The sequence below is a fragment of the Clostridiales bacterium genome (assembly GCA_015243575.1).
In the GTDB taxonomy this organism is placed as follows: domain Bacteria; phylum Bacillota; class Clostridia; order Peptostreptococcales; family Anaerovoracaceae; genus Anoxybacterium; species Anoxybacterium hadale.
The window spans coordinates 758,180-771,898 of the sequence record CP042469.1 but is presented as its reverse complement, the minus strand read 5'-3'; the positions used below and the strand labels follow the sequence as shown (position 1 = coordinate 771,898).

The following is a 13,719-nucleotide window of genomic DNA, read 5'->3' as shown; positions in this document are numbered from 1 at the left end:
TGTCTTACTTATCCTGCAATACAGCGATTCCCGGCAGTTCCTTGCCTTCCAGGAATTCCAGCGAAGCACCGCCGCCGGTGGATATGTGGGTCATTTTATCAGCATAGCCGAACTGTTCCACAGCAGCAGCAGAATCTCCGCCGCCAATGATGGTAACCGCATCTGTCTCAGCAAGAGCCTTTGCTACTGCAATGGTTCCCTGTGCAAAGTTGGACATTTCGAATGCTCCAACGGGACCATTCCAAATGACAGTTTTTGCATTCTTCAACTCTTCACTGAAAAGCTGCGCAGACTTAGGTCCTACATCAAGACCCATCCATTCCGCAGGAATGGCATCTGCTTCAAATTCAGCCGTTTCAACATCGTTGCTGAATTCTTTGGCTGCCACAACGTCTATCGGGAGAAGGATTTTTACACCCTTTTCCTCAGCTTTTTTCATCAGCTCTGTCGCATAGTCAATTCTTTCAGCATCCAGCAAGGACTTGCCGATTTCATAGCCTTTTGCTTTTAGGAAGGTAAATGCCATTCCTCCGCCGATGATCAGCGTATCAACCTTGGCAAGCAGATTCTCGATGACGAGAATCTTGTCCTTAACCTTTGCACCGCCCATGATAGCAACGAACGGTCTTTCAGGTGCTTCCACCGCGCTTCCCAGAAATTTAACTTCCTTTTCAATGAGAAAGCCGGATACTGCAGGCAGGTAATCTGCTACGCCTGCGGTTGATGAGTGTGCTCTGTGAGCAGTGCCGAAAGCATCGTTCACAAAGAGTTCAGCCAGATCCGCGAGCTCCCTGGAGAAATTTTCTCCGTTCTTGGTTTCTTCCTTGCGGAATCTAACGTTTTCTAAAAGCATCACTTCGCCTTCAGCAAGACCCGCTGCAGCCTTGGAAACTTCCTCGCTGACTACTTCGGGAGCACTGATAAACAGGACACTCTTTCCCAGAAGCTCGGACAGTCTGTCTGCAACCGGCTTTAGGGTATATTTCATATTGGCTTCACCGTCAGGTCTGCCCAGATGAGACATGAGAATCACCTTGGCCCCTTGTTCGATCAGATAGCTGATTGTAGGCAGGGCGCTTGTAATTCGGATATCGTCTGTGATGTTACCTTCTTTGTCCTGTGGTACATTGAAATCACAGCGAACGATCACTTTTTTACCCTTAACGTCAATGTCTCTTACTGTTTTTTTCATCTTCTTACAGGCCTTTCTTGATTACATATTCCATCAAGTCAACGACTCTGTTGGAATAACCCCATTCATTGTCATACCAGGAAACAACCTTAACCATATTGTCTTCGATTACCATTGTGGATAATGCATCGACGATGGAGGATCTTTCATCTTCTTTGAAGTCGATGGATACCAGTGGCTCTTCTGTGTAGCCCAGGATACCCTTCAGTTCGTTTTCAGAAGCCTTCTTCAGTGCTGCATTTACTTCGTCTTTCGTTGCATTCTTCTTCAGTTCGAATACGATATCAACTACGGATACAGCAGGAGTAGGTACACGCATAGCCATTCCGTTCAGTTTGCCCTTCAGCTGAGGAAGAACAAGGGATACCGCTTTCGCAGCGCCTGTTGTGGTAGGAATGATGGATACTGCAGCAGCTCTTGCTCTTCTCAGGTCGGAGTGCGGCAGGTCAAGAATTCTCTGATCATTTGTATAGGAGTGGATTGTGGTCATCAGTCCTCTTACGATTCCGAATTCTTCATCGATAACCTTAGCAAAAGGTGCGAGGCAGTTTGTTGTGCAGGAAGCATTAGACAGAACGTTGTGATTCTGAGGATCATACTTGTCTTCATTTACGCCCATAACGATGGTGATATCTTCGTCAGTTGCAGGTGCGGAGATGATAACTTTCTTTGCGCCAGCTTTGATATGCTTTTCAGCGTCAGCTTTCTTTGTGAAGAGCCCTGTGGATTCCAGAACAACTTCAACTCCCATTTCCTTCCAAGGAAGTTCCTCAGGATTTCTTACAGCAAGGATTTTGATTTCCTTTCCGTTAACAACGATTGCGTCGGACTTTGCTTCTACAGTTCCGTCAAATTTTCCGAAACAGCTGTCATATTTCAAAAGATGAGCTAAAGTAGCAGGATTTGTGATATCATTGATGGCAACTATTTCAAAATCTGCGTTCTTCGCCAGTGCAGCCTTAAATGCGTTTCTACCGATTCTTCCAAATCCGTTAATTCCAACTTTTGTTTTCATGTTTTTTCCTCCTAATAAATATATATGAATTTTTTGGATACCAAATTAATCAGTGTGGGATTCACTAATATCGTTTCCGCTTCGAAGAAGAGGGAAGATTCATTTCATCCCGATATTTTGCTACAGTTCTTCTTGAAATGTCAATTCCTCTTTCCGTCAGCATCTCTACCATGGCTTGATCGCTCAAAGGAGATTTTGGGTCTTCATTTTCTACTATTTCCCTGATGAAAGTTTTTATGCTCTCTGAAGCAATACCCTCTCCGCTGTTGCCTGAAACGCCGCTGGTGAAAAAATATTTAATTTCGTAGATTCCTCGCGGACTCTGCATGTATTTTCCGTTGATGGATCGGCTTACAGTGGATTCATGTATGCCCACCTCGTCCGCAATTTGTTTGAGTGTTAGAGTTCTTAGATACTTGGGTCCTTTGTCAAAGAAGTCAATTTGGTATTTTACGACTGCGTTTACAACGTTGTAGATGGTTTGCCTTCTTTGCTCGATACTCTTGATCAGCCAAAGAGCGGAATTTAATCTGCCCGTTAGGAATTTTGATATGTTTGATTCCTTGTCTGAATCAATAAGCATTCTCTGATAGTAAGGACTGATGGTAAGCTTCGGTGCACTGCTTTCGTTTACTGTGACAATATATTCACTATCAATTTTCTCTACAGTAACATCCGGTACGATATACCTTGTTTCATTTGCTGATCCGAACTGCCTGCCTGGTTTTGGTTCCAGACCCTTAATGAGATCGCTCACCTCTTGAATCTCTTTTACGGAAACACCAAGTGCCTTCGCGATATTGTTCAGCCGATTACCAGCAATGTCTTCAAGATAATGGTTGATAACTTCCTCTACAACCGGGTCAACTTTTCCTTGGTGCCGCAGCTGTATCAAAAGACATTCCTTCAGGCTCCTTGCTCCTACTCCCGCCGGTTCAAAATTTTGAATCGCATCGAGTACGATAGTGACCTTTTCTGGTTCAACCCCAAACTCCTTGGCGATTTCTTCCACCGAAAGTGTCATGTAGCCGTTTTCGTCCAAAGACTCAATCATATACCTGCCGATGGCACGGCAGCTTTGTTTGATGGGGGCAAACTGCAGCTGGAACATCAGATGCTCCACCAATGTTATTTCAGAAGATACAAACTGTTCGTAAGTGTATTCGCTTTTTTCCGCGTTATACTCCCACTGCTTATAACTGATGTCGTCGTATTCCTTCTCCTTGAAATGCTCTGCCCAGTCAAATTCATTATTATTGTCCTTTGCCTGAAAATCATCATTTTTGACCTGAAACTCTTCTGCGTTTTTTTCGCTTTCCGCGGGAGCTGAGGCCGTAATTTCCAAAATAGGATTTGTCAGCAGCTGCTCCTCTACGTAGCTATCAAGTTCCTGTGTATTGAACTGCAGGATTTGAATGGCTTGAATCAACTCAGGAGTCATAACCAGTTTCTGCGATTGTTCAATTGTTAAGTCGTACCCAAGTCTCATAATGCACCTCATTATGAGAGGTTCTCTCAAACCTCTTCATCATTATACCACAACTATATCACCTTGTGCCAAACTTTTCTTAAAAATTATCAAAAAATTAACAAGCGAATCTCACAATTATTCCAATCCAGGAAATTCTAATTGCCGCAGTGCTTCAAAGAGCACGATATTCACTGAATTTGATAAGTTCAAAGATCGCAGCCTGGTGTCCTTACCCATTGGAATTCGAATGGTTCTGTCCTTATTTTCCTCGATCAACCCCCGTGGCAGTCCTGCCGTTTCCTTTCCGAAGACCAACATGGCATTCTCTTCGTAAATGATTTCCGAATAGCTTCTGATCCCCTTGGTTGTCGCGAAATACATGGGCATGTCTTTATATTCTATGAGAAACTCCTCTAAGGATTCATGCACCTCAAGATCAACAAATGGCCAATAGTCCAGCCCAGCCCTCTTCAGAGTCTTGTCATCAATGGAAAAGCCAAGGGGCTTGACCAAATGCAGCTTCGTCCCGGTGGCAGCACAGGAGCGAGCAATATTTCCCGTATTAGGAGGAATCTCAGGCTCTACCAGCACAATATGCAATGTCAAAATCAATCACCTCCGTCATATTATGCAACTAATACTAACTTAATCACTGTTTCATCCCAGTTCGTTATCTTCATCATCCCTGTAATTTAGACAATGCGTCATATCTATCATAATAAATTTTTGTAATTTTTTAAAGACAATTTTACAATTATATATTATAATACCTAAATACGCTGAAAATAGCAGTCTATTTCGCAGAGACAACAGCTTCCGCTACGGATTCAGCAGCCTTTTGCTGGCAGGAGTATCCGCCTGGCAAAAGATAGAAGCGAACGAAATACGAATATGAAGTGAACAAAATACGATAGGAGGTAATTGTATGAAAACAATAAAAGTCGGACTTCTCGGGCTTGGTAATATTGGTACCGGAACCTACAAAACACTGGAAATGAATAAAAGGCAGATTGAATCCACCACTGGCGTTTCAATAGAAATCACAAAGATACTGGAAAAAGACGTAAATAGGAAAAGAGACATTACGGTGACTCCGCAGCAGTTTACGCAGAACCCTGACGATATCTTTCTGGATCCTTCCATTGATATTGTCATCGAACTTTTGGGGGGAATTGAACCTGCCAGCACCTTCATGCTGAAGGCTCTCCAGAATAAAAAGCACGTAGTAACGGCAAATAAAGCAGCAGTAGCAGCCAATTATGACGCATTCATGGATGCTGCAAAAGAAAACCAGGTGATGTTTCGCTATGAAGCCAGCGTAGGCGGTGGTATTCCGATTTTGAATACCCTTGCTTCAGATCTTCTTGCTAACGAATTCGAAGAGATCCTGGGTATCGTAAATGGAACTACAAACTATATTCTTACCCAGATGACAGAATATGGACTGAATTATGCGGATGTGCTCAAGGTTGCGCAGGAAAAGGGCTTTGCGGAAGCGGATCCCACTGCTGACGTTGAAGGCATCGATGTAGCCAACAAGCTTTCCATTCTGATCTCTCTGGTTTTTGGAATCCGAGTAGCACCCCAGGAAATCCCTACTGCTGGAATTTCCAACATTTCAAAAGAGGATATCAAGCTTGCGGATCAGTTTGGATATAAAATCAAGCTGCTGGCAACCGCTAAGAAGGTAGGCAATCAGCTGGAAGCACACGTACAGCCAGCTTTTGTTCCCAAAGACCACCCCCTTGCTTCCGTCAGCAATGAGTTCAATGCCATCTTCGTCACCGGAAATGCGGTAGATGACCTGATGTTTTACGGAAAAGGAGCCGGTCCCCTGCCTACAGGAAGTGCAGTTATGGGAGACGTAATTGAAATTTCAAGAGCCATAGCAAAGGGCGCTGCCTTTGATCACTATGCGGAAACAAAAGCGAAAAAGATGCTCCGCTATGTTGGTGAAGGTCAAAACAAATACTATGTCAACATGATGGCAAAAGATGTTCCCGGAGTGCTGGGCAGTATCGCTACAACTTTCGGATCATGCGGCATCGGTGTGGATTCTGTTCTCCAGCTGTCGAGAGAAGTGAACGAGCGCAGAGAAGTACCTCTTGTCTTTATTCTGCACGAGGTAACCAGAGCCCGTCTTGATGAAGCGCTGGATAAAATCGGAAAATCTCAGTTTGCCAGTGAAATAAAAAGTATCATTCGCGTGATGTAGCGCTCTTCGATGCAGCAGTTAGTGGATCGCTTCTGAATGCAGCTCCCTGAGATGCACATCGTTACCATAAGAAAAAATTAAATAAGATGGAGGAATTTTTTTATGAGTTTATTTGAACAGTGGCAGGACTTGATCGATCATCAGACCGATGAAACCTTTGGCGCGTTCTGGGAAAAATACAGTTCTACTGAGAAGAGAATCTATAGCGGGATTCTTGAAAATTACAAAGAAAAAGTTACTGGTTCCTTTCAGGAACTTGCAGAAAAATACGAAGCTGATCCTGTGATTTTCATGGGTTTTCTGGATGGAATCAGTTCAAGTCTGAATCAGGAACTGGATTTCAAGAGCTTTGATGAAGAATCTCAGATCGAGCTTGATATTGATTACAACAAGTTATTCTTCAATATGCTGGAAGCAAAGGCCGACTACTTGTACACCCTGCCCCAGTGGGAACAAATTCTCACCGAAGAAGAAAGACAGGAAATTACAAAGACCCACAAAAAGTCCAAAACCGTAGTCAAAGATAAGGAGCCTGGCAGAAATGACCCCTGTCCCTGTGGCAGCGGAAAGAAATATAAAAAATGCTGCGGCGCCAACTAGCCGATAACGAATTGTGGATTGCTACAAAAAAGCTACGAAATATTTTTCATTGAATATAAAAAAGGTTCCCTTTCGAAAAATCGGTTGAGAACCTCTTTTTTATTATGTAGGAATTATTGCTGAAAGCAATATTGACGGAATAACAAAGTAAGCACCTTGATTATCGTCGCCCTTGAGGCGTCATGTGGAAATAGGAATCTTTGATTCCGTTATTTCCATTTCTTTCATTTAACAAAAGAATGCACAGGGAGCAAATGCGATGCATTTACCGCAGACATCACTGCCACCCTTTGTCTTGGTTTCTGCTGTCGACATCCCCAGCTGCTTATTTTCTTCCGACTTCTGAACCGCCATGCTTTCTGTATGTTCATCTGATTCAAGTTCCCCTTGTGCTTCGCCATACGAATCTCCAAGCCCAGTATGAATCATCGCGTTCTTTTGCAGCACCGCAAAGCACTTTTTTCGGTCATAGCCTTCCACTGATAGGGCCCCTGCAGGACAACGCTTGATGCAGATCCCGCAGCTTCCGTTTTTCTTGTAAAGACAGTACTCCTGCGCATCTGGTGAATCAGGCACCACATCAAGATTTGTAACAAGTGAATGAAATCTTCCGCAGCAGCCCTGCTTGGTAATCAGCATATTGTTCAGCCCGAAGGAACCGAGCCCGGCAGCCCTTGCCATATGCCTATGGGACCAATTGCTGATGAGCGTTTCCCTGTCAAAGGTGCGGGTTTCCGGTGAAACCGCGGCACGAACCCCTTTTCCAGCCAAGGAAGCGATGAGATGCTCATTCAATTTGAGGAACATCCCATTGGTCTCTTCATACGCGAGAGCCCATTCCCTGGACGCAATATCGTTTTGAACTTGGTTCGTTCGATTCATCTCACGCGTAAACGGTACAAAATATGCAATAACGATGGAAGCACAGGGCAGAACATCCTTCGGAAGTTGATGAGCGGATGAGATGATTTCGGGCAGTTCCATGATCAGTGGATGCTTAGCATCAGCAAAACCGACCAAAGGCTTCCCCCATTTTGTCGTGATCCCCTCTATCATTTCATATTTTTTTACGAATTCCTCAATTTCACCAGTGATCATCGCCTTCATTTTTTCTCCTCATTGGCTGCTTTCTGTGCCAAAACTTTGCGGCTCTTTTGCACAGCTGTACTGCTTTCCTTTTTCGCAGCGACGCCTTCCTTCCTTTTTATTACTGTATTCACGTTCTTCCAATGAAGGCAAAGGGAGTTCAGCGGACATTCCGGACATCTGGGCTTCCTGGCGTCACAAACCCTTCTGCCATGCCAGATCAGTGCATGATGCATCCTTGTCCATTTGTCCTCCGGCAAAACTTTCATCAAAGAAAGCTCAGTCTTCAGTACGTCTGGCTCTTTCACAAGACCGATGCGATTTGATACACGGAATACATGAGTATCCACAGCTATGCGTTGCTCACCAAAGCCGTTGGCCAGAACTACGTTGGCAGTTTTTCGCCCTACACCGGGAAGCGCGATGAGCTTGTCGTAATCCCCCGGAACCTCACCGCCGTATTCTTCTGTCAGGATCCGTGCAAGATGCAGAACATTTTTCGCCTTCGTACGGTACATCCCAATCCGTTTAATCATCTCTTGCAACTTGGTTTCCTCCATTGCAGCGATGGACGGAGCATCCGGATATTTTTCAAATAGAACCTTTGTAACCTGATTCACACTTTTATCCGTTGTCTGTGCAGACATGACCACCGCCACAAGCAATTGAAAAACAGAACCGAAGGTAAGCTCACAGTCTGCCTCGGGATACATTCCTTCCAAAATTTCAACCACTTCCAATACCTTTTTCTTTGATAACACAGCCATACCAGCTTTCCGTCCTTTCTATTTCATATCTTCCCAGATACGGTTTTTGTCAATCGATGCTGTCGAATTACAACTTTATAAAACTCCAATCGGATTCCAATGATTTCCTAATTAGATTCTAATTGATTTTTAATAAACCCTCTTTATTATATCATGAGTGCAAGCCGCTGCTCCGGCTTGCTTCACACCGATACAATAAATGCATCTGCGGGCAAAATCTTCGGATTTTGGTTTCAGATTTTGTATTTATTATATCATGAGTGCAAGCCGCTGCTCCGGCTTGCTTCACACCGATACAATAAATGCATCTGCGGGCAAAATCTACAGGATTTTGTTTCATATACGCATTTATTATAACGTATCGGCAGAAATTTTTCGATTAAATAATCGAAAAATTACTATAGCAGCAATTTTTTTGACTCACGGGTCGGATTTGTATTGACATGATTTGCCTATTTTATTAATATAATAACTGTGCTTCTGACCCGTTGGTCAGTAGCGGTGTATCTTATCAGCAGAAGGGGAAAGAAAATGAGTAAAAAGAAATTTGACAGCTTCAGAAGTATGAGCAAAAAGAAAAAATTCGTTTTAGCAGTAGTAATACTAATTGTTGCAATCGGCGCTTTTCGTGTTATCTCCAGCAAACTGGAAGATAAGACGGCTGTCACCAGTGATGTGGTCAACATTAAAGTAACTACTGCCGCAATCACAACGTTAGAGAGTACCTCGCCTCTTACCGGCAGACTGGAACCGGTCGAAGAGGTCGCATTGATTCCAAAAGCTATGGGAGAAGTAACAAACGTTTATGTGGAGCTGGGACAGAAGGTTGCCAAAGGCACTGTTCTGTTTGATATGGATAAAACACAAGTTGCGACTACATACAATCAGGCGAAAGTAGCTCTTAACGATGCATCCGTTAATTTAAGCAGGACGGAAACGCTATTTAATGAAGGCGCAGTTTCTCAGCAGCAGTACGAAGCGGCAAAAACAACGTATACTGTAGCCAAAGAAGCGTATACCTTTGCAAGCGATAGTATGAATAATTACGTTGTAACAGCTCCCATCGACGGATATATTACTTCGATCAATGTCAATGCCGGAGCAATCGCCTCTCAGGCTGCCCCTGCAGTAACAATCGCCAACATAGACAAACTGGAAATTGACACCAGTCTATCTGAGGCCCTTATTAACAAAATCAAAGTAGGAGATAAAGTTGATGTTCTTGTATCCTCTGCTTCCGACACTCCTTTTACAGGAACAGTCACTGCACTGTCTCCTGCCCCGGCGGCCGGTTCCCTTACGTATCCGATGAAAGTCACTCTGGATAATGTAACAACTTCCATTAAGCCGGGCATGTTTGCAGAGGTAGTCATCACCTCCGAGAAAACAGAGAACGTTATAGCCCTTCCTTCAAGTGCTGTCCTGATCAAGTCAGGAAAAACAGTAGTTGCCGTCATTGAAGACGGCAAAGTGAAACTGAAAGATGTAGTTCTTGGCGTGGACAATGGGGATCTTGCCGAAATCAAAAGCGGAGTAAAAGCCGGTGATACCATTGTTATTAAAGGTCAGGAATATCTTGAAGAAAACTCAGAGTTCAACATTATAGAGTAGGAGTGATAGCATGAATTTTTCCAAAACAGCGATTATGCGTCCTGTTTCAACAATTATGCTGATGCTCATTATTGTTGTACTCGGCGCAGTATCTTTTACAAGGCTGCCCATTGACCTTTATCCAAAAATGGAGCTGCCTTATGCAATGGTTATGATCCAATATCCCAATGCTGCCCCCACAGAAATCGAGAATCTTGTTACAAAACCTGTGGAACAGCAAATTGCAACAGTAGAAAACATTAAGGCGATCTATTCTTATTCCATGGAAGGAAACTCCATCGTTTTATGCGAATTTGAAAACGGAACAGATATGAATTTCGCCTCCCTTAACATGCGGGAAAAGGTTGATATCATTTCTGAATATCTTCCTGACAATGCGACCAAACCCATGATTCTAACCATGGATCCCACAATGATGCCTGTTTCACAGCTTTATGTTTCGGGCGATATGTCCCTGGAAAAGCTGAATACCATTGTTGATGATGATGTCATCCCTGCACTCGAAAGAAGTGAAGGCGTGGCTGCTGCCAGCAGCTTTGGCGGAACGGAAAAGCAGATCAGCGTGAAGTTTGATCAGGAACGACTCTCCGGCTACGGCATGACCCTCAGCGACATCAGCGGTATGCTTGCAGCGGAGAATGTCAGTCTGCCCAGCGGCGATGTTAAAAAGGGTTCTAAAGAGCTTGTGGTAAGAACCATCGGCGAATTCCGCTCCCTTGACGATATCAAGCACGTACCCTTCGTTCTTCCAACAAGAGAAGTGGTCTATCTTCAAGACGTTGCCACCGTGGAGGAAACGCTGAAAGATCAAACCTCCATCGGCCGTGTTAACGAATCCCCTGCCATCGGCATCAGCATCACAAAACAATCTACCGCCAATACAGTCGTTGTATCAAGGCAGGTAAATGATGCAGTTGAAAAGCTGAGAGCTTCTCACCCTGATCTGGAGATTACCTTCTCTTATGATCAGGCAGACTACATAAAAAATTCCATTTATAATGTGGCCGAAACGGCAATCATGGGTTGTATCCTCGCAGTAATCATCTGTTTCCTTTTCCTGCGAAATGTTGCTTCTACAATGATTATCGCGATTTCCATACCCACGTCCATCGTTGCAACCTTTATTATCATGTATTTCACTGGTCTGACGATGAACGTTCTTTCCCTCAGCGGCCTTGCGGTTGCCATCGGTATGCTGGTTGATGACTCCATCGTCGTCATGGAAAATATTTATCGAAGAAGAGATGAAGGCATGTCTGCAATGGAAGCTTCCATTGCGGGTACAAAGGAAGTTACCATGCCTGTATTTGCAGCAACCATGACAAAGATTGCAGTATTTCTTCCCATCGTCTTTGTGCAAGGAATTGCGGCCTCTATCTTTAAGGAATTTTCTTATACCATCGGCTTTGCACTGCTCTGCTCCCTGCTGGTAGCACTGACGGTCGTTCCTATGCTATGCTCCAGATTATTGAATACGAAAGATATGGGAACCCATGTAAAACTTCTGGGACGCAGATACGAGTTTAAGCTTCTGCCCTTGTTTGAACGAGGAATGAACTATACGACGGAGGAATACCTCAAATTCCTGAGATACTCCCTCCGCCATCGAAAGAAAATCGTTGTATGGGCTCTGATCATCCTGATTTCCTCCTCCGTTCTTGTAGCTTTTGTAGGAGGAGAGCTCCTTCCCACCAGCGATGAAGGCAGTTTCACCATTACAGCAGAAGTTCCTTTTGGAACATCTCTTGAAGATACAGATAAAATTATCAGTGAGATTGAGTCCTATGTGATAGCCAATATCCCAGAACTAAAGATTTGCTCTGTTGCAATAGGAAACAGCAACATGTTCAGCCTGAGTTCTGCAAATACTGCCACAGTTACCGTCAACCTCATCGACAAGCAGGACAGAAAAAGGAGCACATCAGACGTTGTAAGACAAACGACTCTTGATCTACAGACTCTGGTGGGAGCAAAGCTAACCGTTTCTGAAACCTCCTCAATGAATATGTCCGGCGGTAACGGGAGCCCAGTTTCCATCGTTCTAAAGGGAGATGATCTGGAAACCCTTAAGAACGTTTCCCTCGAAATTGCTGACGTCATCCGAGGCATCAAGGGCACAATCAACGTTTCGACGGATATGACCGAGGGTAATCCTGAGCTTCGGGTTATGCTGCAGAGAAATAATGCAGCAAAATACGGTATTACGTCCTATCAGCTGGCGAAGTCCCTGGAATCCGCTCTGAATGGAGCAACAGCCACGACACTGAAGACCAATGGAGAAGAAACGGATATCATCCTTTCCCTCAACGACGTGTATAAAGAATCCGTTGAGAATCTGAAGCAGATCGTCATACCGGCGCCTACAGGACAATTGGTTACCGTGGGAGAAATCGCAGAGTTTGCTTTCGACAACTCCCCATCCCAGATTACCAGACAGGATCAGATTCGAACCGTAACCATATCATCAAACATCTCCGGTCGGGATTTGCAATCCATTTCGAAAGATATCGAAAAAGCACTGGCGAACTATCAGCTTCCTGCCGGATATTCTATAGAAACAGGCGGAGAACAACAGGAAATGGCAGAATCCTTCACAAGTTTGGGTTACGCTTTATTGCTGTCTATCCTGATCATCTATATGATTCTGGCCTCCCAGTTTGAATCGCTCTTGCAGCCGTTCATCATCATGATGGCCATTCCCTTTGCTCTGACAGGCGCATTCATGGCACTGTTCCTGACCGGCACACCATTATCGCTGGTCGCTTTCCTGGGAATTATCATGTTAGGCGGTATCGTCGTGAATAACTCAATTCTGCTCATTGACTTTATTAACCAGAATAAGCTGGTATATGCCAGTAGAGAAGAAGCGATTGTCAATGCAGGCAAATTCAGGATTCGTCCTATCGTAATGACAATGCTGACAACGACACTTGGTCTTCTTCCATTGTCCTTTGGCGTTGGAACTGGAGCAGAAATACAGGCACCTATGGGAATCACTGTTATTGGCGGGTTGATTTTCTCAACGATCATCACCCTGATTATCGTGCCGGTATTCTACTCCATCATGGATGATCAACATCTGAAGCGGGTTGCTAAAAAAGCGGAACGAAAGGCGAAGAAGCTAGCGCTGCAGGAGGAAATCTAATGACCAAAGGAAAGCAATCAAAGCGTGAAATGATTCTGAAAGCGGCTTATGAGCTCTTTGTAAAGAAAGGGTATCTTGATGCAAAGATCATTGACATCGCCGATGCTGCGGGAATTGGCAAAGGCACTGTCTATGAGTATTTTGATAGTAAAGATGCCATTTTCATGGAACTGTTTAAAACAGAGGTCGCTGCTGGCTATGAAAAACTTCCGGATCTATTGAATGCAGAACTTGATTGTGAGAATAAATTAAAAAAGTACATCGAAGTAGAGCTTGAAAATACGTCCAGATACACCTTTAGTAAGCACTTTGTCTTGGATTTGCTTTTGAAATCAGACGCATTTCAAAACCCAGCTCTGATTGAAGCGATCAGCCAGCTTATGACGGATAAATTCCGGATTATGCATCAGATTATAGAACAAGGTATCAAGCAGGGAGAATTCAGAAAATCCGATCCGCTTCTTGCAACGGTTGCCATTATGGGTGCAGTGCACCACTTTATCAGTATAAAATTCTGCCCTGTTGATTTATCTCAGTTCGCCTCTGAAAGTCAGATGGACGAACTGGATCAAAGTGACTTTTTAGCCCTGATATTAAATGGCTTAAAAGCCTGAGAA

Annotated in this window: 11 protein-coding genes; 5 read left to right on the top strand and 6 right to left on the bottom strand. The window is 44.0% G+C overall.

Annotated elements, in window-relative coordinates:
- Positions 1-4: 4 nt before the first annotated feature.
- From FRZ06_03235 to trmL, 4 genes are all read right to left on the bottom strand, one after another.
- Entirely contained in the window at positions 5-1,192 is a 1,188-nt protein-coding gene (locus tag FRZ06_03235; GenBank protein QOX62443.1) for a phosphoglycerate kinase, read from the bottom strand.
- 4 nt (positions 1,193-1,196) lie between these two features.
- Positions 1,197-2,207 carry a type I glyceraldehyde-3-phosphate dehydrogenase gene (gene gap / locus FRZ06_03230; GenBank protein ID QOX62442.1) on the bottom strand — a complete coding sequence of 337 codons (1,011 nt, stop codon included), beginning with the start codon at positions 2,205-2,207 and terminating at the stop codon, positions 1,197-1,199.
- Between the two features lie 64 nt (positions 2,208-2,271).
- Positions 2,272-3,696, bottom strand: a complete 1,425-nt coding sequence (rpoN, locus tag FRZ06_03225; GenBank protein QOX62441.1) for an RNA polymerase factor sigma-54 — start codon at positions 3,694-3,696, stop codon at positions 2,272-2,274.
- 117 nt (positions 3,697-3,813) lie between these two features.
- Positions 3,814-4,284, bottom strand: coding sequence for a tRNA (uridine(34)/cytosine(34)/5-carboxymethylaminomethyluridine(34)-2'-O)-methyltransferase TrmL (gene trmL / locus FRZ06_03220; GenBank protein QOX62440.1), 471 nt, complete (start codon positions 4,282-4,284; stop codon positions 3,814-3,816).
- A gap of 319 nt (positions 4,285-4,603) precedes the next feature.
- On the opposite strand from trmL, the gene FRZ06_03215 reads away from it, so the two are divergent.
- Both FRZ06_03215 and FRZ06_03210 read left to right on the top strand, forming a co-directional pair.
- Positions 4,604-5,893, top strand: a complete 1,290-nt coding sequence (locus FRZ06_03215; protein QOX62439.1) for a homoserine dehydrogenase — start codon at positions 4,604-4,606, stop codon at positions 5,891-5,893.
- A gap of 102 nt (positions 5,894-5,995) precedes the next feature.
- On the top strand, positions 5,996-6,493 hold the full coding sequence (locus FRZ06_03210; GenBank protein QOX62438.1) for a hypothetical protein: 498 nt from the start codon (positions 5,996-5,998) through the stop codon (positions 6,491-6,493).
- 228 nt (positions 6,494-6,721) lie between these two features.
- On the opposite strand, the gene FRZ06_03205 is transcribed toward FRZ06_03210, so the two are convergent.
- Entirely contained in the window at positions 6,722-7,600 is an 879-nt protein-coding gene (locus FRZ06_03205; GenBank protein ID QOX62437.1) for an epoxyqueuosine reductase, read from the bottom strand.
- On the bottom strand, positions 7,597-8,346 hold the full coding sequence (nth, locus tag FRZ06_03200) for an endonuclease III (protein ID QOX62436.1): 750 nt from the start codon (positions 8,344-8,346) through the stop codon (positions 7,597-7,599). The genes FRZ06_03205 and nth overlap by 4 nt, the downstream gene beginning before the upstream one ends.
- Positions 8,347-8,877: 531 nt before the next feature.
- Between nth and FRZ06_03195 the strand changes: the two genes are divergently transcribed.
- From FRZ06_03195 to FRZ06_03185, 3 genes are read left to right on the top strand one after another with little or no spacing between them, the layout of a single operon-like run.
- Positions 8,878-9,957 (top strand): efflux RND transporter periplasmic adaptor subunit, encoded by a 1,080-nt coding sequence (locus FRZ06_03195; GenBank protein QOX62435.1) that lies wholly within the window; start codon positions 8,878-8,880, stop codon positions 9,955-9,957.
- Positions 9,958-9,967: 10 nt separating this feature from the next.
- Positions 9,968-13,102 (top strand): efflux RND transporter permease subunit, encoded by a 3,135-nt coding sequence (locus FRZ06_03190; protein ID QOX62434.1) that lies wholly within the window; start codon positions 9,968-9,970, stop codon positions 13,100-13,102.
- A complete protein-coding gene (locus FRZ06_03185) occupies positions 13,102-13,716 on the top strand; it encodes a TetR/AcrR family transcriptional regulator (protein QOX62433.1) in 615 nt (204 codons plus the stop codon). Before FRZ06_03190 ends, FRZ06_03185 begins: the two co-directional genes overlap by 1 nt.
- Positions 13,717-13,719 lie beyond the last annotated feature (3 nt).

Excerpts from the sequence above, each read along its gene's own strand:
- FRZ06_03235 (QOX62443.1), bottom strand. The coding sequence starts at position 1,192 with ATGAAAAAAACAGTAAGAGACATTGACGTTAAGGGTAAAAAAGTGATC.
- gap (QOX62442.1), bottom strand. The coding sequence starts at position 2,207 with ATGAAAACAAAAGTTGGAATTAACGGATTTGGAAGAATCGGTAGAAAC.
- rpoN (QOX62441.1), bottom strand. The coding sequence starts at position 3,696 with ATGAGACTTGGGTACGACTTAACAATTGAACAATCGCAGAAACTGGTT.
- FRZ06_03215 (QOX62439.1), top strand. The coding sequence starts at position 4,604 with ATGAAAACAATAAAAGTCGGACTTCTCGGGCTTGGTAATATTGGTACC.
- FRZ06_03210 (QOX62438.1), top strand. The coding sequence starts at position 5,996 with ATGAGTTTATTTGAACAGTGGCAGGACTTGATCGATCATCAGACCGAT.
- FRZ06_03205 (QOX62437.1), bottom strand. The coding sequence starts at position 7,600 with ATGAAGGCGATGATCACTGGTGAAATTGAGGAATTCGTAAAAAAATAT.
- nth (QOX62436.1), bottom strand. The coding sequence starts at position 8,346 with ATGGCTGTGTTATCAAAGAAAAAGGTATTGGAAGTGGTTGAAATTTTG.
- FRZ06_03195 (QOX62435.1), top strand. The coding sequence starts at position 8,878 with ATGAGTAAAAAGAAATTTGACAGCTTCAGAAGTATGAGCAAAAAGAAA.
- FRZ06_03190 (QOX62434.1), top strand. The coding sequence starts at position 9,968 with ATGAATTTTTCCAAAACAGCGATTATGCGTCCTGTTTCAACAATTATG.
- FRZ06_03185 (QOX62433.1), top strand. The coding sequence starts at position 13,102 with ATGACCAAAGGAAAGCAATCAAAGCGTGAAATGATTCTGAAAGCGGCT.